The organism is Altererythrobacter epoxidivorans, from assembly GCF_001281485.1.
GTDB lineage: Bacteria > Pseudomonadota > Alphaproteobacteria > Sphingomonadales > Sphingomonadaceae > Erythrobacter > Erythrobacter epoxidivorans.
In genome coordinates this window covers 1,221,700-1,243,121 of the sequence record NZ_CP012669.1, presented here as the reverse complement: position 1 = coordinate 1,243,121, position 21,422 = coordinate 1,221,700, and the positions used below count along the sequence as shown (strand labels likewise).

Genomic DNA, 21,422 nt, shown 5'->3' with positions numbered 1-21,422 from the left:
ATTGGCACAAAGATTTCCCCAGGAATGATTATCGCGTCCCGGAGCGGCGCGGTTTGAAATTTTGTGTTTGCCAAGGGACTCGCCGCTAGCTTAAGATTCCGTAAAAATATGGTTGGCTCGATGGGAATGGCTGCGCTGACCGGTAACTAAAAACCAGAACTTCAATCTGTTGAACAGGGACGCGACAGAGTGGACAGCAGCTTAAACAGTGCAATTCCTTTGAGTGGTGATGACGAGCTCTTCACCGAAAGCGCCGTTCACGCATCTATTCCCGATGATATTTTCAACCTCGCCGAACTCGATGTCTTGTACGATGACCGTTCACAGGCATTGTGGACGTTCATGAACCCGGCAGGGCGCCCGAGTTTTACTCCGGCGATGCTCAAGGACTTCGAAAACTGGCAAGCCTTGATCAAGCAGGGGTTTGGTCCTGACAAGGTTCCGCTGCGATACCTGATCCTCGGTTCGCGCGCTGCCGATGTGTTCTGTTTCGGTGGCGATCTCGAGCTTTTCCAGCAGTTGATCCGGGAGCGCAATCGCGACGCATTGGTCGAATACGGTCACCGTTGCTGTGCGATCCTTCATCGCAATATCGCGACGCTCGACATTCCGATGCTGACAGTCGGCCTGGTACAGGGCGCAGCCTTGGGTGGCGGCTTCGAAGCCTTGCTGTCCTTCGACTACATCGTGGCCGAACGCAGTGCCACGTTCGGATTGCCGGAGGTAATGTTCGGTCTTTTCCCAGGAATGGGTGCGCACGCTCTCCTCGCACGGAAACTGGGGAGCGCGATGGCCGATCGCATCATCGTATCGAACGAAACCTACACCGCAGAGCAGATGTACGATCTTGGCATCGTCCATCACCTGGCCGAACCCGGCGATGGCGTGAACGCCTGCCGCGATTTCATCAAGAAATCGGACAGGCGGCACGCGGGCCTGGTCGGATCACGCCGGGCGATGAAGCAGGTCTGGCAGCTCGAACTGGCCGAACTGAACCGCATTACCGAACAATGGGCCGACACCGCGCTCGAACTGCGCGAGCAGGACCTGAAGATCATGAACCGGCTTGTTGCGGCGCAGGCCCGGCTTGCCGACCGGCTCGCCGCAGCCTGATCGCTACCTAGCGAGCGTCGACCAGCACGATCTCAGCATCGTCGATTGCTTCGACCTCGATCCGGGTCTCGCCAGTCACCGCAATCCCGTCCCTTGGCTGGGCTTCGATGCCGTTCACGCGAATGCGTCCCTTCGGTGCGACGAGATACTGGTGACGATCGGCACCCGTTTCCCACACCGCCTTCTGCCCAGCCAGCAAGTTTGCAGCAGCAACCCTGGCGTCGGTCCTGATGCCCAGAGTGCCATCGCCTTCGGGATCGCCGCTTGCGAGAATCTCGAAACCGCCGGCGCGCGAGGCACTTGGGAACTCGCGCTGCCCCCAACCGGGCTTTTCGCCGCGGCGGTCGGGTTCGATCCAGATCTGGAATAACGTAGTCGCCTCGTCCTCCAGATTGTATTCGGCGTGCGTGATCCCCGTTCCCGCGCTCATGACCTGAACGTCGCCTGCCGCAGTACGGCCTGCATTGCCCAGGCTGTCCTTGTGGGTGATTGCGCCCGAGCGAACGAAGGTCACGATTTCCATGTCGCTATGCGGATGCGGCGGGAATCCTGACTTCGGCGCAATCGTATCGTCGTTCCAAACGCGGATCGAACCCCAGCCCATGCGTGCGGGGTCGTAGTAATTGGCGAAGCTGAAATGGTGTCTTGCATCGAGCCAGCCGTGGTTGGCTGCGCCGAGCGAAGCGAAAGGTCGAATGTCGATCATCTGGCTATTCCCCATCGGCGGGGTATGTTCTGTCCGCCGGAACGGGAACGATATGGGTACGTGCGGCGTGCGTTCAAGAATCCTCGCCATGGCCAAGGGCCATGTAGTCCGTGCTCTGCATTTCCTTCAGGCGGCTGACGGTCCGCTCGAACTCGAAGCTGCCGTCGCCTGCCTGGTAAAGCTCTTCCGGAGAGGCATCTGCGGTCACGAACAATTTGACGCGCTGTTCGTAAAGCGCATCGACCAGTTTCGTGAAACGTATGGCCTCATTGCGTTTGTCCGGCCCCATTTGCGGAATGCCGACGACGATCACTGTGTGATAGGCGCGGGCGATGGCGAGATAATCGGACGCGCCGCGATTTTCGCTGCACAACCGTTTGAAGCTGAAGACGGCGACGCCCTTCAGGCTCTTGGGAACGTGGAGCTTTCTCCCTCCGCCTAGATCGAGTTCGGCGGACGGCACATGTTCAGCATCCTCGGGCTTGTAGTCGGTGAGGCGGAAGAACGCCTCGCGGACCTGTGCCGTTGCAGCCTCGCCAAGCGGCGTGTGCCATGTGTCGAGATCGCCCAGCCTGTCGAGGCGATAATCCACCGGCCCATCGAGCGCCAGGACGTCGAGTTCTTCCTGCACGAGATCAATAAACGGAAGGAACAGCGAGCGGTTGAGCCCGTCCTTGTAGAGGTCGCGCGGCGGCCGGTTGCTCGTTGTGACCACCGTGACCGCCTCGTCGCGGATCAGCGCCGTGAAAAGCCGGCTCATGATCGCGGCATCGGCGGTGTTGTTGACCACCATCTCGTCGAAGGCGAGGCAGCGAACATCCTGTGCCAGCTTGCGCGCGACAGGAGCAATGGGATCGCCCGATTCCTTGCGGCGCTCCTCCCTGATACGGGCATCCACTTCCAGCATGAATTCGTGGAAGTGAACCCGGCGCTTCCGCATGATCCCGAGGCTTTCGACAAAGAGGTCCATGAGCATGGATTTGCCGCGGCCTACGCCACCCCACATGTAAACGCCGCGGGGCTGGTTCTGTTTTCGTGCGAACAGTTGCGAAAGCAGGCCGCCCGAAGTTTCTGACTCGAGCTCCTTCTGCAGCGCGCTCAGTCGCTCGGCCGCCTTTCGCTGGTCGGGATCGGGGCGCAATTCGCCGGATGCCACGAGCTTCTCGTAGTTGGCGAGCATTCCGCTCATCGGGGCGGAAACTTGCGGATGATGCCGCTATAGGCCGCGACGGTGTCGTCTTCCTGGACGACCTCGCCGCGAACGAATACGAGTTTGCCCGTCTCGCGCATGATTTCCGTTACTGCATCGAGCGGACGCTTGGGGTCACCGCCACCGATAAACTGCGTCGAAAGCTCGAGCGTGACAGATGGGCCGGCATTGCCGCTGCCGACGACATGCATCGTCGTGAACAGCGAAATGTCGATCAGCGACAGGGTGATCGCGCCGTGGATGATTCCCTGCAGGTTCTCGTGCTTGCGTTCAGGAAACATCCGCAAGCGGCACTTGTCGCCTTCCTTGCGAGTGATGAGCCTGCCCATGACCGCGCCGTTGAACAGCGTGTCATCCTTCAGGTTCCAATGATACCAGCCCGGATTTTCGGGATCGGGCCCGTGCTCGAAAACGTCGTCCTTGAAAGCCATGCGGCTCAGATTGCCCGTTCGGCCATCATCTTCTTGGTTTCGGCGATCGCCTTCGCGGGCGAGAGACCCTTGGGGCAGACGTTCGCGCAGTTCATGATGGTGTGGCAACGATACAGGCGGAACGGATCTTCCAGCTGGTCGAGGCGCTCGCCGGTCATCTCGTCACGGCTGTCGGCCAGCCAGCGATATGCCTGAAGCAGGATTGCCGGTCCGAGAAACTTGTCCGAATTCCACCAGTAGCTGGGGCACGAAGTGGAGCAGCATGCGCACAGGATGCACTCGTAAAGCCCGTCGAGCTTCTCGCGCTGTTCGGGCGACTGAAGGCGCTCCTTGCCGCTCGGCGTCGGGCTGACGGTCTGCAGCCAGGGACGGATCGATGCGTATTGCGCGTAGAAATGGGTGAAATCGGGCACAAGGTCCTTGATCACATCCATGTGCGGCAGCGGTGTGATGCGGATTTCGCCCTTCAGGTCCTCGATCGCGGTCGTGCAGGCGAGGCCGTTCTTGCCGTTGAGGTTCATGGCGCACGATCCGCAAATCCCCTCGCGGCACGAGCGGCGGAAGGTGAGCGTCGGGTCGACCTCGTTCTTGATCTTGAGCAGGGCGTCGAGAACCATCGGGCCGCAGTTGTCGAGGTCGATTTCGAACGTGTCGTATCGCGGGTTTTCGCCGCTGTCCGGATCGTAACGATAGACCTTGAATTTCTGGATGCGCGAGCCGCCCTCAGCCTTGTGCTCACGGGTTTTGCCCGTGATCTTCGAGTTCTTGGGGAGGGTGAAAGTGGCCATGACCGATGAATCCTGTTGCTTTTCGAAACCTCTCTAGCGCCTTCGCCAGCGAGAGCAAGCCGCCGCATGTTGAGAGATTTTGTATGACTGTTGCAGCTTTTTTCAATGTCGGTGGCTGGCTGCAAATCCTACGCGATGGAACACATGGAACACAGTCCTGAGGGTAGAAAATTACCGCGGCAACGGCACAGGGTGGGCGTAGCTAGGAACTCGATGATCATCCGGCCTGTTTAAGCATTATGGACGATGTAGGACAGCAGGCACCGTGGCCGCAGCGTGCGGTGGTTTTCGGCGCATCCGGCGCAATAGGCGGCGCGCTCTGCAGGCAATTGGTGGAAGGCGGTGCGACGGTCATGGCCGGATCGCGTTCGGGCACCGCTATCGGAGGCGCGACAGGATTCCGGTTCGACCTCATGGATGAAGGTTCCATTGCGTCGATTGCGGCAGAATTGAAAGAGGTGCCGCCCGATTGTGTGATCGTGGCGACCGGATCGCTGACGTTGCCCGAAGGAACCGGACCGGAAAAGTCGCTCAAGCAATTATCGCCCGATGCCATGGCGCAGGCATTCGCGCTCAACACCATCGGCCCGGCTATGATTGCGAAGCATTTCCTGCCCATCATGCCGCGCGACAGGCGCAGTGTCTTTGCAGCACTATCGGCGCGCGTCGGATCGATTTCCGACAACAGGTTAGGCGGATGGCACAGTTACCGGGCGAGCAAGACAGCGCTCAATATGCTGATCCGGAATTTCGCCATCGAAATGCGACGCACGCATGAGCATGCGATCATTGTCGGTATGCATCCGGGGACGGTCAATTCGAACCTTTCGAAACCGTTCCAGGCGAACCTTCCTGCCGGACAACTGACCGACCCGGACGATGCGGCTTGCAACTTGCTGGCAGTCATCGGCAAGCTCGAACCGCACAATAGCGGTAACGTCTTCGATTGGCAGGGAAGGGAGATCCCCGCCTAGATGGTTTCCCCGCTGGCAAGATCGACCTTGCCGAGGTCCCGCTTCAAAGTGAGGTAAGCCATCAATCCCATTACGACATAGCCAACGGCTGCGCCGATCACGAGCGCCCATGCGACGCCTTGTTCCTGGTAATGCTGAACGAGGATAACGAGGGCGATACCTGCCGTTAACACGGTGAAGAAGCGGGCAAGGAGCGACAGGCGCGCGCGGCCGGTCGAATGCAGGACGGGTTCGAACGCGACACTGGCGAGTTCGATACTCGAAACCACCGTCAGCGGGATCAGGATTGTATAGCCCATGCGGAATTCCTCCCCGCCGAGAAGCGCGAGGATATGGCCGCCGACTGCGGAAACGAAAATCACGACCAAGGCGCCGCCCACACCGGCGAGGCGTGTCGTCTGCCATGCCAGCCGGCGGAACTCCTGCGCTGCCGAAGCCACCCTTGCACGGGCGATTTCGGCATAGGCTGCGCGGCTGAGCAGGCCAGAAAGTTTCGACAGGCCCTGAGCCAGCTGGTGAGCGAGGCGGTATATGCCGGCTGCGCTCGTTCCGACGAAGTATCCGACTGCGAGCAAAGGCCCGTGTCGGAAAACGGCTTCCAATGTTGCGCTGAGGTAGGTGATCCCGAAAAAGCGGATCAGGCCCGGATTTTCATGGCGAGCCTGGAAAGCACTGCCGAGGAATTTGAACCGGATCGATTGCGGACTGAGGCGCCGGGCGACGATCCAGTATATCGCCGCTTCGAAGAGGTCGATGATTGCCCATGCGATGAGGAAACGTGCAAGGCTGGGTCCGGTAAGGGCAATGACGGCAGCAGCAATCAGGCGCCCTGCCGGGACGATAGCCTCGACATAAACGGCGATGTCGAAGCGATCGAGGGCACGCACGATGCCGGTAGGCGCAGAAACGAGGGCCCACAGCGCCGCCACGTTGAACCAGAATGCCGTGTCGATGAGGCGAGGATTGAGGCTCAACTCGGCTGCAAAATGATAGAAAACGACATAGGCGATCGCACAACCGATCAGCGCACCGACGACGTCGAGGATGAAGGCCATCATGCTGAGGCGGCCGAAACCGTCCCAGTCCCCGTCATGGATGTGCTGGACACCGAAACGGACTACCGTGCGCCAGGTCTGGAACCCGGCAATGGCGATAAGCGCCTGCGCGGTACCGAAGATCAGCGAGAAGTGGCCGAAGTCCTTGAGACCGAGCGAACGGGTCAGGATCGCGAGGTAAATCAGCGAACAAACCGCGCCGAAACCCTTGCCGCCCACCAGCCAGGCGACGTTTGTGAGCATTCGCGACATCAACGAACGCGGTTCACGGGTGGCTTGGGCATTGTCCTGCATGGATTTTGCGCATTGGACGAGCGCGTCTCAACGCGCAAGCACCTCGCTTGCAATAGCCACATTCCTTCGGGCCGTTGCTAGTCGCACACTGTGCGCCTAAAGGGCTGCACCATGATCGAACATGCTATTCTCCTGAGCGCGGGCCAAGGCTCGCGACTATTGCCGCTGACTGCCGAACGTCCGAAGTGCCTGATCGATTTTTCGGGCAAGACCTTGATCGAATGGCAGATCGAGATGCTCGCCCGTGGCGGTGTAAAGCGCATCGATGTCGTGACCGGCTTCATGACCGACATGGTGGAAGCGAGGCTTGCGGAGATCCGTGATCCGCGTGTGGAAATCACCTGTCATTTCAATCCGTTCTTCAAGGTTGCCGACAATCTCGGCTCCTGCTGGATCGTTCGCGAACAGATGAAGGGAGATTTCCTCATCCTCAACGGCGATACGCTGGTGTCGGAAGACATCGTGCGCCGTGTACAGGAAGGATCGGACTGGCCGATCGCGGTCACGGTCGATGTGAAGGATTCCTACGACAGCGACGACATGAAGGTCAGCCGCGGCGAGAACGGGCGTCTGGCCCGGATCGGCAAGACCCTGACGGCCGAAGTCAGCAATTCGGAATCAATCGGCTTCCTCGCATTCCGCGGTGAAGGCGCGGAACTGTTCCGGGAAACCGTGCGGCAGACAATGCGCACCGCTGACGGCGTCAATCACTGGTACCTGAAAGTCATCGACATGATCGCCGACAGCGGCAAGGTCGGCACGAAGTCGATCGAGGGGATGGACTGGGCCGAGGTCGATTTCCTCAACGATATCGAGACTGCGACGGCCTTGACCGAACGCTGGGTCGCCGAGGGCTGACTAGCCGAGTAAAGGCGCGAGTTTTTCCTTGAGCGCGTCGATCTGGCTGGCGTCGAGTGCGACGGCATGACCGAGGTCGGGTAGCTTCGGCCAACCCACGTCGACGAATTCGACATCGTTCCATTCGCGTGACCCCTCGTAGCGGGGGATGACGTGGAAATGGACGTTGGGGTCAACCATCATCAGCATCAGATAGTTGATCTTGGCGTAATCGACGAAGGCCCGCAGTGCGCTTTCGATGGCTTTCGTCACCGTCGCCAGTTCGGCGTGCGCTTCTGCCGGCAAAGCCGAAAACTCGGTCGCATCGGACTTGGCCGCAAGGACGAGGCTGCCCAGAGTAGGCTGGGCGGGTCGTAGCAGGATGACCCAATGCTCGAATTCTGCGAGCAGCGTTCCGGGATAGCCGAATTTCTCGATCGTCTCGTTCATGCATCGTCTCCTGCGAGCCAGCTCGTGAGCTGCGCACCCTTCCTGGCGCGGGCGATTTCCGCCTGGACCAGCTGTACCACATGCACGGCGAGCGATGCGACGGTCCACCAGGCGACGGCGATGATGCCGAGGTCGGGCCGGCCGAACAGCATCGAAACGAACAGGATCACCATGTTGGGGTTACGACGCGCCGTGATCAGGCGGAACTGGCTGTCGAACCGCCGCCAGACATGGATGTGCATCATCCCGTTACGGCGCATGAACACGCCTTCGATCAGGCGCTGGACGAGGTAGCCCCCCTGGATGGCCGCCTGGACCAGCCAGAACGTCCGGTCGTCGAGTTCTAGGCCCCAGTAAACGAGGCCGGTTGCCCAGAACCACCACCAGAAAGGCGGGTGGACGAGGTCGATCCCATGGTCGAAGATATTGCCCCACCAACTCGAAGTGATGGTGCAACGAGCGAGCTTGCCGTCGACCGTGTCGAGCACCATGAAAACGAGGCCCATCGCCATGCCGGCCCAGTAATGACCGTAGGCAAAGGCGAATGTCGCAGCGACGCACAGGATCGCGCCGATGGCCGTGACCATGTTCGGCGTCATGCCGACCTTGGCGGCCATCCGTGTCAGGACGAGGGCCCATTCCGGCCAGAGATACTTGGTCAGAATGTCCGTGACGCCCTTGTAGGCGCCGAAATAGCTGGCACGCTCGATGGTGCGAACGGAGGCCGGCTCAAGCTTCATGAGGAACGGGGTCTCGCGCTTCCTCAACTGCTTGTTCTCGATCGTGGGGCCGTCCTCGAAACGGACGATATTGAGCGCACCCGTGTCGGCGATACCCGTGGCCGCGTTTATCGCGTTGCGGATGGATTGCGCCTCTTCCGGGGTTCGCGCATGGGCGAGGGCAGGCACTCCATCCACCGTCAGCACATAACCTGGATGCGCCACCACATGTCGCACCCAGGCAGGATCGGCAGTGTATTGCGCGTTCACGAGAATTGCGGATGAGGAGTCGCTGCCATCGAGACCGAGCGTTGCCCCGAGGCGGCGCGTGCGCTCCTGCATTGTCAGGCCCCAAAGCTTGGTCGGGTTCTGTCCGATGCTTTCGATGGCAGGCATGGAATTGTTGCTGGTCATGGCGCGGGATTAGGCGGCCCGGTGAAGCTGGGCAATGCCTTAGGCAGGCGATACTGACAGGCAAAACCCATACGAGGGGCTGTGCGATGGCTTCTGCGTTGATTATGGGCACCCTATGACCACCGCCAATGAACGCGTGACAGCCCTGATCCTTGCCGGGACTCGTCCCGGTGGCGATCCCCTGGCATCGGCAGAGGGTGTTTCGCACAAGGCACTGCTAGATGTCGGAGGGCGGACCGTTCTCGACCGCGTTATCGATGCCGTGCGGGGCGCAGGACCGGAAAGGATCGTCGTGCTGGCCGATGATGCAGCGGTCGTCGCGATTGCGGAAGCCAGGGGCGCCGAATGCATGGTGCCTGCTACCGGTCCCAGCCAGAGCGTTCATAATGCCCTCGAAGCCTTCGGCGCGCCCATGCTCGTGACGACAAGCGACCACGCGCTGCTCCGGCCCGACTGGATACGGCAATGCATCGACGATACGCCCGAGGCGGCGGACCTTGGCGTCATGCTGGCTCCGCGTCGTGCGGTCGAGGAGGCACTGCCGGGCAACAAGCGCACCTACCTCAAGCTCGGCGATGGCGAGTGGTCGGGCTGCAACCTGTTTTACCTCAAGACGCCTCGGTCCCGCGAGGCCATCCGGCTGTGGATGCGGATCGAACAGGACCGCAAGAAGCCATGGCGCATGGTCGCGAAGATCGGGCCGGGAATGTTGCTGGCATATCTCTTCGGCCGGTTGAGCATGGCAGACGCGATCAGGCGGATCGGCCAGCGCATCGGCATTCGCAGCGAGCTAGTGGCAGCGCGTGACGGGCTTGCAGCGGTCGATGTCGACAAGCCGCAGGATCTCGAACTGGTCCGCGCGCTAATGGCAGAGGGACGGTAACCGCCTTGGCGGTGATGACGTTTTCCTATTTGCAAATCGATTGAAACGGTTAGTCTCGGTGCGACGTGACCTTGGGAGGGGACGCGCGGTGGGATTGCAGAGCTGGTACGATCAACATCTGATGCCGCGACTGGTGGGCTATGCCTGCAGCCAGGGTCAGATCATGAAGCGCAGGTCCGGGCTGGTCCCGCTCGCCACAGGTGACGTGTTCGAGCTCGGCTGCGGCGGCGGGCTGAACCAGCAATTTTACGATACCAATGCCGTCACCAGTTTTTCCGGCATCGATCCGCATGGGATGATGCTGGACGAAGCGCGCAGCCAGGCGAGGGCCAAGGGCTGGGAAGTCGATATCCGCGAAGGGCGGGGCGAAGAAATCCCCTTCACTTCCGGCAGTTTCGACACCGTTGTGTGCACCTTTACCCTTTGCACCGTGGAAGATCCCGCACGCGTGATGAGCGAGATGCGGCGCATCCTGAAACCCGGCGGCAGGCTCCTCTTTCTCGAGCATGGGCGGGCGCCCGATGCGGAAGTCGTGAAATGGCAGGAGCGGATCGAGCCGACCTGGAAGCGTCTGGCCGGGGGGTGTCACCTGACCCGTCCGATCGGATCGGCCCTTCGCGGATCGGGCTTCGAGGTCGAACCCTTGGGGCAGGGCTATCTGCCCAAGTCGCCCCGTTTTGCGGGTTGGAACGAGTGGGGCATAGCGCGCAAGGCAGGCGTGTAGGCGTGAAAGAGGGCGCGAAGCTTTCGCCCCGCGCCCTCTGATTTTCTCAACCGGGATTACTCCCCGAAGGTGCGCTGCCACCAACCGCGACGCGGCTTGCCGTCGTCGGAGCCATCGCCTCCGTCAGTTGGCGTCTCCGATTTTGCCGCCGGTTTGACCTTGGGGGCGTCGGATGCTTCGGCTTTTTCCTCGCTACCATCGGCGGCTTTTGCCTTGGACTTGGCCGGTGCGCGTTTGCGCGCTGGCTTCTTCTTCGGCGCAGCTTCTGCTTCGTCTCCGGTGTCCGAAGGGGCTTCGGTAGTTGCGGTGACGGAGATGTCGTCGGTCAGCTGTTCCTTCACCTCTTCAGCTGCTTCTTCGACCTTCCTTTTGCGAGGTGCACGTTTGCGCTTCGGCTTTTCAGCCGGTTCCTCGGAGGCCTCGCCAGTTTCGGCCGGTTCAGCCTGTACCGCTTCGCTTTCGTCCGCCGCTTTCTTCTTGCGGGGCGCGCGCTTGCGTTTGGGCTTCTCGTCGGTCGCTTCGGCGTCATCAGATGCGGCACCGACGACGGCGATATCGTCCGTTACCTTCTCCGCGATGTCTTCCGCCTTGTCCGCAGAGGCTTCTACCGCATCTTCGACCGTCTCGGCGTTATCGGCGGTTTCGCCATCCTCGCGGTTCTTGCGACGGCGGCGTCCACCACGGCTCCGGCGGCGCTTCTTCTTCGGTGCGCCATCTTCATCGGTGTCGGAGTCGCCATTCGAACGGGATTCATCCTGCTCTTCGTCGGCATCGTCATTCGACGATTCGTCGCCCTGGTCCTCACCGCGGTTCTTGTTTCGCCCGCGACCACCACGGCGGCGGCGACGGCGCTTCTTCTTCGAACCGTCATCGTCATCATCGCGATCTTCGCGCTCTTCGCGATCATCCTCGTCGGTTTCATCGTCGATGATGTCGTCGTCATCGTCGTCGTCTTCGACGATCGGTTCGAATTTCGGTGCCGAAGACGGGCGAGGGCCCATGCTCGTAACCGTCATTTTCGCGCCTTCGTCTTCGCCTTCCGGCACTACTTCGACCGTCACATTGTAACGATCCTCGATTTCGGCGAGGTCGGCGCGCTTCGAATTGAGGAGATAGATCGCAGCTTCGGTACTTGCGCCGAGGCGGATGATCGTTCCCTTGCCCTTGGCAGCTTCGTCTTCGATCAGGCGGAGAGCCGAAAGACCGGCGGAACTTGCGGTGCGAACGAGGCCCGTTCCATCGCAATGCGGGCAGTCGCGGGTCGTTGCTTCGAGCACGCCGGTGCGAAGGCGCTGGCGGCTCATTTCCATCAGGCCGAAGCCCGAAATGCGTCCGACCTGAATACGCGCACGATCGTGCTTCAGCGCATCCTTCATCGCCTTTTCGACTTTGCGCGTGTTGGAATTGTATTCCATGTCGATGAAGTCGATGACGACCAGACCGGCCATGTCGCGCAGGCGCAGCTGGCGGGCGATTTCCTTCGCCGCTTCGACGTTGGTCGCAACGGCGGTCTGTTCGATGCCGTGCTCCTTGGTCGAACGACCGGAGTTGATGTCGATCGAAACCAGCGCTTCGGTCGGGTTGATGACGAGATAGCCACCCGATTTGAGCTGCACGACAGGATCGTACATCGCACGCAGCTGGTCCTCGGCGCCATAGCGCTGGAACAGCGGCATGGGGTCGGAATAGGGTTTCACGCGGCGGGCGTGGCTCGGCATCAGCAGCTTCATGAACTGCTTGGCCGATTTGTAGCCTTCTTCACCCTCGACCACGACTTCCTCGATATCGCGGTTGTAGATGTCGCGGATCGCGCGTTTGATCAGGTCCGAATCCGAATGGATCAGCGTCGGTGCAGCCGAAGCCAGCGTTTTCTCCCGTATACCGTCCCACAGACGTGCAAGGTAATCGAAGTCGCGCTTGATCTCCGTCTTGGTGCGGCTGAGGCCTGCAGTGCGGACGATCAGGCCCATGGTCTTGGGCAGGCTGAGGTCGCCAACGATCTGCTTGAGGCGCTTGCGATCTGATGCAGAGCTGATCTTGCGGCTGATCCCGCCGCCATGCGACGAGTTCGGCATCAGGACGGTGTATCGGCCAGCGAGGCTGAGGTAGGTCGTCAGCGCGGCGCCCTTGTTGCCGCGTTCTTCCTTGACCACCTGTACCAGCAATACCTGGCGGCGATGGATGACGTCTTGGATCTTGTAGCGACGGCGCAGGGCCAGGCGACGGGCGCGGACCTCGTCCACTTCCTTGGCGCGCGACTTGCCGCGGCCCTGGCGGCGACCACGACCGCGACGGCCACGTCCCGACTTGCGGCTGTCATCGCCGTTTTCTTCGTCGGAATCGTCTTCGTCTTCATCCTCGTCGTCACCATTGCCGTCGACGTGACCGTCTTCGATGGTGGCGACCCGGTCCTTTTCAGAGGTGTCGATTTCCTCGAGCCCGTCTTCGGCGAGGTCTTCGACCAGTGCTTCGGCCGATTCTTCGCTTTCGGCGTCGTATTCGTCGCCCGGCATTTCGCCGCGCTCTTCCTCTTCGGCGCGGAGGCGAGCCTCTTCTTCGGCAGCCTCGGCCTCTTCGGCCAGAAGCGCGTCACGATCGGACTGCGGGATCTGATAGTAGTCGGGGTGGATTTCGCTGAAAGCGAGGAAGCCGTGACGGTTGCCGCCGAAATCGACGAATGCCGCCTGAAGCGAAGGTTCTACCCGGGTTACCTTGGCAAGGTAGATGTTGCCCTTGATCTGTTTGTGTTCGGACGATTCGAAATCAAATTCTTCGATCCGGTTGCCTTTGAGCACCGCCACCCGCGTTTCTTCCGGGTGGCGCGCGTCGATGAGCATGCGCGTTGCCATTATGAATTCTCCAGGCGCAGCCGGGCGGGGCCAGTGACCGGGCCAGGTTGCGCGCAAATGTAGGGAAACCGGCGGTGTTCGACACCTCTCCGGTTGTGTTCAATCGACCCCGGGTTGAGTTCCAGCGGGGCGGAAGCTTCGTGTCTGCAATGCTCCGATCGCACTCGAACGGTGCGGCCCGGCCCGAACAGATTGCAGGACGCGATGAACGCGTTTGCAAGATGGTCGGGGAGGGGAATCGTGTCACTGCGTCAACCTGTATTGCGATCTTGCGGAGAAGCTCCGCGAAGATATCGGAATGGCGCCGGGCATGCGAAAATCAAATGCCTTGGGCAGTCCTCTTCCGGTAATCGGGTGCTAGCACCGTGCATTACGCCCCGCAACTATATTGCGCAAAGCATTGGCAAAGCCCTAACGGTGTCACACCATGATGCTCCGTTATCACCTGGCGGCGATCGTCCTCCTGCCCGTCGCGGTTGGCGCGGCACTGTTTGTGAGCGGGGTGCGGGTTCCGATTCCCGAGTTCGGCAGGGAATACGTTTTGCGTTTCCTCTTGCCTGGAGAGGGGGCGGAAACCGAGCTTCCCGATATTCTCGGCTCGGACGATCCGAACGATCCGCTGGTCGTGATCGACGCGGGACACGGGGGGCGGGACCCCGGAGCTGTTGGCGGCGATGTGCGCGAAAAGGACATTGTTCTCGGCCTCGCGCTTGCCTTGCGCGACGAGCTGGTCAGCCAGGGCGGGGTTCGCGTAGCCATGACCCGCGATGACGATCGCCTGCTGACCTTGGGTGAGCGCCCAGAGATTGCTCGGCGGATGGAGGCGGATCTCTTCATTTCGATCCATGCCGATTCTGCAGGAGAGAAAGCGCCTGTCACCGGAGCAAGCATCTACACTTTGTCGAACGAGGCATCTTCCGATGCGGCTGCGCGCTTTGCCGCACGCGAAAACGATGCCGACCGCCTCAATGGCGTCGAGATCGAAGGACAGAGCGAGGAAGTCAGTGCGATCCTCGTCGAACTTTCACAAAGGCGGACGCAAGAGGATTCGAATGTTTTCGCTGGTCTTGTGACACGTGCAGGAGAGGGCAAGTTGCTGTTCCATCCCCGACCCAAGCGTTCGGCGGCGCTCGCCGTACTGCGTGCGCCTGACGTCCCCTCGGTGCTCTACGAAAGCGGCTTCGTTACGAACCCCGAGGAGGCGCAGCGCCTGCTTTCCGATCAAGGACGCAAGCAATTTGCCGAGGTAATGGCACGTGCGATCCGCATATATTTCGCCCGGCAGGCGGGGACGCCGGCACCGGTATCGTGAAGCTGGCGCATAAGGCGTTCATCTGCGCGCAAATCCGGTAGCCTACCGCGAATTCTACGTGCTAAGGGCGGGACAAGTCATGGAAGAACAAACCACCGTAGAATATGCCCGCTTCCGCTTGCGGCGCGACAGCAACGCCGTGCTGGAATGGTTTCGCCGGAATTGGCGAGAGCGTCGCCTGTTCCGTTGGGCGGCCGCTGCCATCGGGGCATTCGTGCTGCTAACGATCGTTGCATGGTTCTGGCTGGCCCGCGATCTGCCGGATGCAGAAACCCTGCTCGATTACGAGACTCCCTTGCCGACCGTGGTGCGCGGCATCGACGGCGAGATCGTCCATTCCTATGCCCGCGAACGCCGCGTGCAGCTACAATATGTCGATTTCCCGCAAAGGATGATCGAGGCGTATCTTTCGGCAGAGGACAAGACCTTCTTCAGCCACGGCGGGGTCGATCTGACCGGTACTGCTAACGCCGTATTCGATTATGCGGTGAAGTACGGGTCGGGAGAACGCGCGGTAGGTGGTTCGACCATTACGCAGCAGGTCGCAAAGAACCTTCTGCTGGGTGACGAATATTCGGTCACGCGCAAGCTCAAGGAAATGATCCTCGCTCGCCGTATCGAAGGCGTTTTGAGCAAGCAGGAAATCCTCGAGCTCTATCTCAATGAAATTCCCCTCGGTCGCCGCAGCTTCGGTGTGCAGGCGGCAAGCCGCGCCTATTTCGACAAGGACGTGGGCGACCTCGACCTCCATGAAATGGCGTTCCTGTCGATCCTGCCCAAGGCGCCCGAGCGCTATGGCCGCAAGGCGAACGAGAGCATGGCCATCGACCGGCGCAATTTCGTGCTGCGCAAGATGGAGGAAAACGGCTTCATCACCGCAGCGGAGATGCGCGAGGCGCAGGCCAAGCCGCTTGGCCTGGTTACCCAGCGCAGCGAGCGTTCGGTCGATGCCGGATACTTTCTCGAGGAAGTGCGCCGTTCGCTAATCGAGCAATTCGGCGAGACGGCCGAAACGAGCAGCAACAGCGTCTATGCGGGCGGCCTGTGGGTGCGTACATCGCTCGATCCTGAAATGCAGATCGCGGCAAGGGACGCGCTGCGCGCCGGGCTGCTGCGCTATCACGGCAGTCGGGGCTGGACCGGTCCGATCGCGACGCTCGACGTCAGCGAAGGGAACTGGGCGAGCCAACTTGCGAGTTCCTACCTTTCCGTTCGCTATGAAGACTGGCGGGTCGGCGTCGTCACCCAGCGCAGCGGTTCGAGCGCTAAGATCGGGTTTTCCGATGGCAGCGAAGTTCCGCTTACAGGACTGCCGGACAAGCTGAAGGCTGGCGATGTCATCGCCGCATCACCGAGCGGTTCCGGTTACCGCGTGAGGACCATCCCCGAGGTTTCGGGCGGGTTCATAGCCGAACAGGTCCAGACCGGCCGCGTGCTTGCCATGCAGGGCGGTTTCGACAATCGCCTGTCTGACTTCAACCGTGCGACGCAGGCTCTCCGTCAGCCGGGATCGACGATCAAGCCGTTCGTTTACGCGACCGGCCTCGATAATGGCATGACGCCGGCGTCAGAGGTCCCCGACCAGACTTTCTGTTTCTACCAGGGCGCGAACCTCGGCGAGAAATGTTTCCGCAACTTCGGCGGTGGCGGTGGCGGTGTCCACACCATGCGCTGGGGCCTTGAACAATCGCGCAACTTGATGACGGTCCACATCGCGATGGAAGCGGGCATGCCGCAGGTTATCAAGACGTTCGAGAACATGAAGATCGGTTCCTATGAACCCTATCCTGCCTTCGCGCTGGGTGCTGGTGACACGACTGTCCAGAAGATGGTCAACGCCTATGCCGCCCTTGCGAATCATGGCCGCCTGCATGAATCGACACTGATCGACTATGTCCAGGATCGTCACGGCAAGGTGATCTGGCGCGCCGACAAGCGGAAGTGCACCAACTGCAACATGCCCGAATGGGATGGCAAGGCGATGCCGCGCTTCGGATTGCAGGGCAAGGAAGTGATCGATCCGCGTACCGCATACCAGGTGGTTCACATGCTCGAAGGCGTCGTGACGCGTGGTACTGCTGTCCGCCTGCGTGACCTGAACCTGCCGCTGTTCGGCAAGACAGGTACGACCTCGGGTCCGACCAACGCCTGGTTCGTCGGCGGTTCGCCTGAGGTTGTCGCTGGCGTCTATGTCGGGTTCGACCAGCCTCGGAACCTTGGCGGATGGGTACAGGGCGGAAACACTGCCGCTCCGATCTTCAAGGAATTCGTGCAAAAGACCAAGGATCGCTGGAAGGATGAGCCGCCGGTGGCACCTGCAGGCATCCGGATGGTCAGGATCGACCGTATCTCGGGCAAGCGTGTATTCGATGCATGGCCGACCGATGATCCGAAGGCGTCGGTGATCTGGGAAGCTTTCAAGCCCGATACGGAACCTGCTCGATCGACCCGGCAGGACGAGATCGCCGCGAAGCGCAAGGAAATCTTGGAACTGATCCGCCGTGGTCGGGGCGGCGGGGAACAGCAGACCGTCGTCACGGACGGCGAGGGGCAACCGGCCGATTTCGTCGAGGACCAGGGCGGCATTTATTGAGTCCAATCGGCTCGATGGGAAGGATTTGAGATGTTTGGGAAAATGAAGCTCGGCCTGCTGGCCACTGCCTGTGCGGCACTCGTGGCCAGCCCGGCTGCCGCGCATTTGAACAAGGGTGACAAGGCGCCGGCGTTCTCGACCCGCGCCGCTCTTGCCGGCGAGGAGTTCGGTTTCATTCTCCGCACCGCGCTCGCGAAGGGGCCGGTCGTGCTTTACTTCTATCCCAAGGCGTTCACTAAGGGCTGCACACTCGAAGCCAATGCCTTTGCCGACAATATGGCGAAGTTCGAAGCTGCGGGTGCGACCGTTATCGGCATGTCCAATGACGATATCGGAACACTGAAGCGCTTCAGCCGCGAGGAATGCCGCGATGCCTTTCCCGTCGGTGTTGCCAGCGACAAGATCATCAATGCCTATGACGTGGCTCTCGTCCGCGATGGCAAGGATACCGGCGTTACCAGCCGGACGAGCTATGTCATCGCCTCCGATGGCAAGATCGCAATGGTCCATGACGACATGGACTATCGCGAACATGTGCGCCTGACCCTCGACACGGTGCGCAAGCTCAAGAAGAAATAGGAAACGCGGACACCCGCGAAACTTTACAACCCGGGCAGTGGCACCTAGCGCGCTCGCTCGCAGAAACCGAACCTTGAAGGAATTCCCATGCGTGCCGAAGGGCAGGCCAATATCGACCGGATCGAGGCAGCACTCGACCTAGTGCGCCAGTCGCTCGACTGGGAGCGTGCGCTGCGCCGTCTCGACGAACTCAACGCCCGCGTCCAGGACCCGACCCTGTGGGACAATCCCAAGGAAGCGCAGGCGATCAGCCGCGAACAGAAACAGCTCGAAACCTCGATCAACACGGTGAACGAGATTTCGAGCGAAATGTCCGATGCGATCGAATTCGTCGAAATGGGCGAAGCCGAGGGTGATGACGATGTCGTCAACGAGGGGCTGAGCTCGCTCAAGCGGCTTGCCGATCGCGCTGACGCCGACAAGGTCCAGGCACTGCTGTCCGGCGAAGCGGATGGCAACGATACCTATCTCGAAATCCACGCAGGCGCGGGCGGCACGGAAAGCCAGGATTGGGCCGAAATGCTGCTGCGCATGTATGCCCGTTGGGCGGAGCGAAAAGGCTTCAAGGTCGAGACCGTCGAATACCAGGCTGGCGAAGCGGCCGGGATCAAGTCGGCGACCTTGCTGATCAAGGGCGAGAATGCCTACGGCTATGCCAAGACGGAAAGCGGTGTGCACCGCCTCGTCCGTATCAGTCCCTATGACAGTTCGGCGCGTCGCCACACCAGCTTCAGTTCGGTCTGGGTCTATCCGGTGATCGATGACGATATCGACATCCAGATCAACGAGAGCGACCTGAAGATCGACACCTACCGCGCGTCGGGCGCTGGCGGCCAGCACGTCAACACGACCGACTCCGCGGTTCGCATCACTCACCAACCGACCGGGATCGTCGTCGCCAGCCAGAACGACCGCAGCCAGCACAAGAACCGTGCCACTGCGATGAACATGCTGAAGGCGCGCCTGTTCGAGCGCGAAATGGCCGAGCGTGAGGCGGCTGCCAGCGGCGAGTACCAGGAAAAGAGCGAGATTGGCTGGGGCCACCAGATCCGCAGCTACGTCCTCCAGCCGTACCAGATGGTGAAGGACCTCCGCACAGGCGTGACCTCGACTTCGCCCGATGCGGTGCTCGACGGTGCCATCGATGACTTCATTTCCGCGGCATTGGCCCAGCGCGTAACGGGCGAGGCAGTCGACGTAGAGGACGTGGAATAGTGTTGCGCTGGCCCGGACTGTGCCTCTTGGCACTGCTCGTGGCCTGCAAACCGGCTACGGATGATCCGGCACGTCCGGAGACTTCCGCGGAATTCCCTCGGCCCGATCGCCCTGTTTCTGACCTCGGCGCGACGAACTTCTCGACCGAAGATGTCCGCGACAGCCGCGGCGAGGCGCAGAAGGTGATGGAGCTTGCCGATATACGCCCTGGAATGACCGTTGCCGACATTGGTGCGGGCGAGGGGTACTACACCGTTCGCCTGGCGGAACGGGTCGGTAATGGCGGGCGGGTCCTGGCACAGGATATCGACCGGCAGGCGCTCGATCGCCTGGGCCAGCGGGTGGAGCGCGAGCGGATCGAAAACGTCTCGATCAAGCTTGGGACCGAAGACGATCCGCAGCTGCCCTCGGACAGTTTCGACCGCATCTTCCTCGTCCACATGTACCACGAGGTAAGCGAGCCATATGCCTTCCTGTGGCGGATGTGGCCTGCGCTTGCCGAAGGGGGGCAGGTGATTGTCGTCGATAGCGACAGGCCAACCGACCAGCACGGCATTCCACCCTTGCTGTTGTCGTGCGAATTCGAAGCCATCGGCTACCGCCTGATCGAATTTGTCGAGAAACCGGACATCCGTGGATACTTCGCCCGGTTCGAGCGCGGCGACACGCGTAAGTCCCCTTCGGAAATCGCGCCCTGCAGCGTCCAGCCTGCCTGAATTGCGCCCTTCCACAGCTTGCGGTTAGAAAACCCTACGCATTCGGAGTGAATGTGGTCTAGGGCGGACAGGATACATCGGCGCGGCGTGTACCGCGCCCCCAATGGGGAGCCAATCATTGTTTAAAGGACTTAAGCCCATCAATTATGGCGGGCGAGAAGTTTGGCCGCTGGTCGAAGGCGGCAAGGGTGTTTCCGCGACCAATCATGCATCGAGCGGTGCGTGGGCCGCAGCCGGCGGCATCGGTACCGTCAGCGCGGTCAATGCCGACAGTTACGACGAAGACGGCAACCCCATTCCCCAGGTTTACCCGCAGGCGACGCGCAAGGAGCGTTTTGAACAGCTCGTCCGCTACGGCATCGATGGCGCGACCGAGCAGGTCAAGCGCGCCTATGAGATTGCTGACGGCAAGGGCGCGATCAATATCAACGTGCTCTGGGAAATGGGCGGCGCGCAGCAGGTGCTGGAAGGCGTGCTCGAAAACTGTCCGGGCATGATCACCGGCGTCACTTGCGGTGCAGGTATGCCCTACAAGCTTGCCGAGATCGCGGCGAAATACAACGTACACTATCTTCCGATCATCAGCTCGGCCCGAGCATTCCGTGCACTTTGGAAGCGCAGCTATTCCAAGGTTCCCGAACTGATGGCCGCGGTCGTTTACGAGGACCCGTGGCTCGCAGGCGGACATAACGGCCTTTCCAACGCGGAAGATCCGCGCGTTCCGCAAGACCCGTATCCGCGGGTCAAGGAATTGCGCGACACCATGCGCAAGGAAGGCGTTTCGGAAGAAACCGGAATCGTCATGGCCGGCGGTGTCTGGTTCCTGCGCGAATGGGAGAACTGGATCGACAATCCCGAGCTCGGCAAAGTCCTGTTCCAGTTCGGCACGCGTCCGCTGCTGACGCAGGAAAGCCCGATCCCGCAGGTCTGGAAGGATATGCTCCGCACGGTCGAGCCGGGCGACGTCCTGCTTCACAAGTTCAGCCCCACCGGCTTTTATTCCAGCGCGGTGAAAACCCCGTTCCTCTATGACCTGATGCACCGTTCGGAGCGCCAGATCCCGATTTTCAAGCGCGACGAGGAAGAGGGCACCGTTCCGCTGGCCGATCACGGCAAGGCGAAATACTTCTTCGTCCACCCCGGCGATCAGCGCAAGGCACAGGCGTGGATGCACGAAGGGTTCACGGAAGCCCTGAAGACTCCCGATGGCACGGTCGTTTTCGTGACGCCCGACAGCGCAGAGCAGATCCGCGCCGACCAGCAGGGTTGCATGGGATGCCTGTCGCATTGCCAGTTCTCGAGCTGGAAGGACCATGACGACCACACGACCGGTCGACTTGCCGATCCGCGCAGCTTCTGCATCCAGAAGACGCTGCAGGATATCGCCCATGGCGGCGACCCGGACGAAAACCTCGCATTCGCCGGCCACGCGGCATACCGGTTCAAGCAGGACCCGTTCTATTCGAACAACTTCACCCCGACGGTGAAGGAACTGGTCGATCGGATCCTGACCGGCGATTGAGCCTCGCACGAACAGATGCGCCGGAGGGATTTGTCCCC

General features: G+C 61.0%; 19 protein-coding genes. 11 read left to right on the top strand and 8 right to left on the bottom strand.

Annotated features, from left to right (window positions below):
* The first annotated feature begins 189 nt into the window (after nt 1-189).
* On the top strand, nt 190-1,113 hold the full coding sequence (locus AMC99_RS06280; protein WP_061924277.1) for a crotonase/enoyl-CoA hydratase family protein: 924 nt from the start codon (nt 190-192) through the stop codon (nt 1,111-1,113).
* Nucleotides 1,114-1,120: 7 nt separating this feature from the next.
* Here AMC99_RS06280 and AMC99_RS06275 read toward each other — a convergent pair whose 3' ends face one another.
* The 4 genes from AMC99_RS06275 to AMC99_RS06260 form a co-directional block, all read right to left on the bottom strand.
* Nucleotides 1,121-1,819, bottom strand: a complete 699-nt coding sequence (locus tag AMC99_RS06275) for a pirin family protein (protein WP_061924274.1) — start codon at nt 1,817-1,819, stop codon at nt 1,121-1,123.
* 73 nt (nt 1,820-1,892) lie between these two features.
* A complete protein-coding gene (gene zapE / locus AMC99_RS06270; RefSeq protein WP_061924271.1) occupies nt 1,893-3,008 on the bottom strand; it encodes a cell division protein ZapE in 1,116 nt (371 codons plus the stop codon).
* A complete protein-coding gene (locus AMC99_RS06265) occupies nt 3,005-3,460 on the bottom strand; it encodes a PaaI family thioesterase (protein ID WP_061924269.1) in 456 nt (151 codons plus the stop codon). Before AMC99_RS06265 ends, zapE begins: the two co-directional genes overlap by 4 nt.
* A gap of 5 nt (nt 3,461-3,465) precedes the next feature.
* Nucleotides 3,466-4,248 carry a succinate dehydrogenase iron-sulfur subunit gene (locus tag AMC99_RS06260; RefSeq protein WP_061924266.1) on the bottom strand — a complete coding sequence of 261 codons (783 nt, stop codon included), beginning with the start codon at nt 4,246-4,248 and terminating at the stop codon, nt 3,466-3,468.
* A 239-nt stretch (nt 4,249-4,487) separates the two neighbouring features.
* Between AMC99_RS06260 and AMC99_RS06255 the strand changes: the two genes are divergently transcribed.
* Nucleotides 4,488-5,222 (top strand): SDR family NAD(P)-dependent oxidoreductase, encoded by a 735-nt coding sequence (locus tag AMC99_RS06255; RefSeq protein WP_061924263.1) that lies wholly within the window; start codon nt 4,488-4,490, stop codon nt 5,220-5,222.
* On the opposite strand, the gene AMC99_RS06250 is transcribed toward AMC99_RS06255, so the two are convergent.
* Nucleotides 5,219-6,571 carry a lipopolysaccharide biosynthesis protein gene (locus tag AMC99_RS06250; RefSeq protein ID WP_061924261.1) on the bottom strand — a complete coding sequence of 451 codons (1,353 nt, stop codon included), beginning with the start codon at nt 6,569-6,571 and terminating at the stop codon, nt 5,219-5,221. The two genes, AMC99_RS06255 and AMC99_RS06250, sit on opposite strands and share 4 nt — an antisense overlap.
* 111 nt (nt 6,572-6,682) lie before the next feature.
* Between AMC99_RS06250 and AMC99_RS06245 the strand changes: the two genes are divergently transcribed.
* A complete protein-coding gene (locus AMC99_RS06245; RefSeq protein WP_061924258.1) occupies nt 6,683-7,429 on the top strand; it encodes a phosphocholine cytidylyltransferase family protein in 747 nt (248 codons plus the stop codon).
* Here AMC99_RS06245 and AMC99_RS06240 read toward each other — a convergent pair whose 3' ends face one another.
* A complete protein-coding gene (locus AMC99_RS06240; RefSeq protein WP_061924255.1) occupies nt 7,430-7,858 on the bottom strand; it encodes an HIT family protein in 429 nt (142 codons plus the stop codon).
* Complete coding sequence (locus AMC99_RS06235; protein WP_061924252.1) at nt 7,855-8,991, bottom strand: CDP-alcohol phosphatidyltransferase family protein; 1,137 nt, start codon at nt 8,989-8,991, stop codon at nt 7,855-7,857. The genes AMC99_RS06240 and AMC99_RS06235 overlap by 4 nt, the downstream gene beginning before the upstream one ends.
* A 115-nt stretch (nt 8,992-9,106) precedes the next feature.
* Between AMC99_RS06235 and AMC99_RS06230 the strand changes: the two genes are divergently transcribed.
* Nucleotides 9,107-9,874 carry a nucleotidyltransferase family protein gene (locus AMC99_RS06230; RefSeq protein WP_061924249.1) on the top strand — a complete coding sequence of 256 codons (768 nt, stop codon included), beginning with the start codon at nt 9,107-9,109 and terminating at the stop codon, nt 9,872-9,874.
* Between the two features lie 121 nt (nt 9,875-9,995).
* Nucleotides 9,996-10,598 (top strand): class I SAM-dependent methyltransferase, encoded by a 603-nt coding sequence (locus AMC99_RS06225; RefSeq protein ID WP_061924246.1) that lies wholly within the window; start codon nt 9,996-9,998, stop codon nt 10,596-10,598.
* Nucleotides 10,599-10,654: 56 nt separating this feature from the next.
* On the opposite strand, the gene AMC99_RS06220 is transcribed toward AMC99_RS06225, so the two are convergent.
* Complete coding sequence (locus AMC99_RS06220; protein WP_061924243.1) at nt 10,655-13,447, bottom strand: Rne/Rng family ribonuclease; 2,793 nt, start codon at nt 13,445-13,447, stop codon at nt 10,655-10,657.
* Nucleotides 13,448-13,874: 427 nt separating this feature from the next.
* On the opposite strand from AMC99_RS06220, the gene AMC99_RS06215 reads away from it, so the two are divergent.
* From AMC99_RS06215 to AMC99_RS06190, 6 genes are all read left to right on the top strand, one after another.
* Nucleotides 13,875-14,759 (top strand): N-acetylmuramoyl-L-alanine amidase family protein, encoded by an 885-nt coding sequence (locus tag AMC99_RS06215; protein WP_061924240.1) that lies wholly within the window; start codon nt 13,875-13,877, stop codon nt 14,757-14,759.
* Nucleotides 14,760-14,838: 79 nt separating this feature from the next.
* Nucleotides 14,839-17,352: a penicillin-binding protein 1A gene (locus AMC99_RS06210; RefSeq protein ID WP_061924237.1), complete on the top strand. Its 2,514-nt coding sequence runs from the start codon at nt 14,839-14,841 to the stop codon at nt 17,350-17,352.
* Nucleotides 17,353-17,382: 30 nt separating this feature from the next.
* On the top strand, nt 17,383-17,931 hold the full coding sequence (locus tag AMC99_RS06205; RefSeq protein WP_232301521.1) for a peroxiredoxin: 549 nt from the start codon (nt 17,383-17,385) through the stop codon (nt 17,929-17,931).
* Between the two features lie 87 nt (nt 17,932-18,018).
* Nucleotides 18,019-19,146, top strand: a complete 1,128-nt coding sequence (gene prfB, locus AMC99_RS06200; protein ID WP_061924231.1) for a peptide chain release factor 2 — start codon at nt 18,019-18,021, stop codon at nt 19,144-19,146.
* Between the two features lie 38 nt (nt 19,147-19,184).
* A complete protein-coding gene (locus AMC99_RS06195; RefSeq protein ID WP_232301520.1) occupies nt 19,185-19,862 on the top strand; it encodes a class I SAM-dependent methyltransferase in 678 nt (225 codons plus the stop codon).
* A 103-nt stretch (nt 19,863-19,965) separates the two neighbouring features.
* Nucleotides 19,966-21,384, top strand: a complete 1,419-nt coding sequence (locus AMC99_RS06190) for an NAD(P)H-dependent flavin oxidoreductase (protein ID WP_061924225.1) — start codon at nt 19,966-19,968, stop codon at nt 21,382-21,384.
* Nucleotides 21,385-21,422 lie beyond the last annotated feature (38 nt).

Coding starts and splice junctions, on each gene's coding strand:
- AMC99_RS06210 (WP_061924237.1), top strand. CDS start 14,839: ATGGAAGAACAAACCACCGTAGAATATGCCCGCTTCCGCTTGCGGCGC.
- AMC99_RS06235 (WP_061924252.1), bottom strand. CDS start 8,991: ATGACCAGCAACAATTCCATGCCTGCCATCGAAAGCATCGGACAGAAC.
- AMC99_RS06190 (WP_061924225.1), top strand. CDS start 19,966: ATGGGGAGCCAATCATTGTTTAAAGGACTTAAGCCCATCAATTATGGC.
- AMC99_RS06265 (WP_061924269.1), bottom strand. CDS start 3,460: ATGGCTTTCAAGGACGACGTTTTCGAGCACGGGCCCGATCCCGAAAAT.
- zapE (WP_061924271.1), bottom strand. CDS start 3,008: ATGAGCGGAATGCTCGCCAACTACGAGAAGCTCGTGGCATCCGGCGAA.
- AMC99_RS06250 (WP_061924261.1), bottom strand. CDS start 6,571: ATGCAGGACAATGCCCAAGCCACCCGTGAACCGCGTTCGTTGATGTCG.
- AMC99_RS06225 (WP_061924246.1), top strand. CDS start 9,996: ATGCCGCGACTGGTGGGCTATGCCTGCAGCCAGGGTCAGATCATGAAG.
- AMC99_RS06245 (WP_061924258.1), top strand. CDS start 6,683: ATGATCGAACATGCTATTCTCCTGAGCGCGGGCCAAGGCTCGCGACTA.
- AMC99_RS06220 (WP_061924243.1), bottom strand. CDS start 13,447: ATGGCAACGCGCATGCTCATCGACGCGCGCCACCCGGAAGAAACGCGG.
- AMC99_RS06215 (WP_061924240.1), top strand. CDS start 13,875: ATGATGCTCCGTTATCACCTGGCGGCGATCGTCCTCCTGCCCGTCGCG.
- AMC99_RS06205 (WP_232301521.1), top strand. CDS start 17,383: ATGTTTGGGAAAATGAAGCTCGGCCTGCTGGCCACTGCCTGTGCGGCA.
- AMC99_RS06260 (WP_061924266.1), bottom strand. CDS start 4,248: ATGGCCACTTTCACCCTCCCCAAGAACTCGAAGATCACGGGCAAAACC.
- AMC99_RS06255 (WP_061924263.1), top strand. CDS start 4,488: ATGGACGATGTAGGACAGCAGGCACCGTGGCCGCAGCGTGCGGTGGTT.
- prfB (WP_061924231.1), top strand. CDS start 18,019: ATGCGTGCCGAAGGGCAGGCCAATATCGACCGGATCGAGGCAGCACTC.
- AMC99_RS06240 (WP_061924255.1), bottom strand. CDS start 7,858: ATGAACGAGACGATCGAGAAATTCGGCTATCCCGGAACGCTGCTCGCA.
- AMC99_RS06230 (WP_061924249.1), top strand. CDS start 9,107: ATGACCACCGCCAATGAACGCGTGACAGCCCTGATCCTTGCCGGGACT.
- AMC99_RS06275 (WP_061924274.1), bottom strand. CDS start 1,819: ATGATCGACATTCGACCTTTCGCTTCGCTCGGCGCAGCCAACCACGGC.